Origin of the sequence: Nonomuraea candida, from assembly GCF_000725485.1 — a bacterium.
Taxonomy (GTDB): Bacteria; Actinomycetota; Actinomycetes; order Streptosporangiales; family Streptosporangiaceae; genus Nonomuraea; species Nonomuraea candida.
Genome location: NZ_JOAG01000187.1, coordinates 1 through 270 on the forward strand (window position 1 = coordinate 1; position 270 = coordinate 270).

General features: G+C 70.4%; 1 protein-coding gene. It reads right to left on the reverse strand.

Annotated elements, in window-relative coordinates; genetic code table 11:
- Window positions 1-270, reverse strand: a 270-nt coding sequence (locus tag IO39_RS43630) for an alpha/beta hydrolase (protein ID WP_043637904.1), incomplete at both ends; no start/stop codon positions are given.

The following is a 270-nucleotide window of genomic DNA, read 5'->3' on the forward strand; positions in this document are numbered from 1 at the left end:
ACCCAGCGGGCGACCGTCCAGACCTGCTCGAGCGCCACCGGATAGCGATGCTCGGGCGAACGATCGTACTCGGGGAAGACCACCGCCGCCCGCGCACCGACCGCCAGCTCGCGCACCAGCCGATCGTGAGTGTGAGCGTTGCCGAACACCCAGCCCGCACCATGAACGTAGACGATCACCGGCAGATCGCCGCTGCCGCCGGCCGGGCGGACGACACGCGCCCTGACCTGACCGGTCGGACCACCCGGCACAGTGATCCACTCCTCGTCC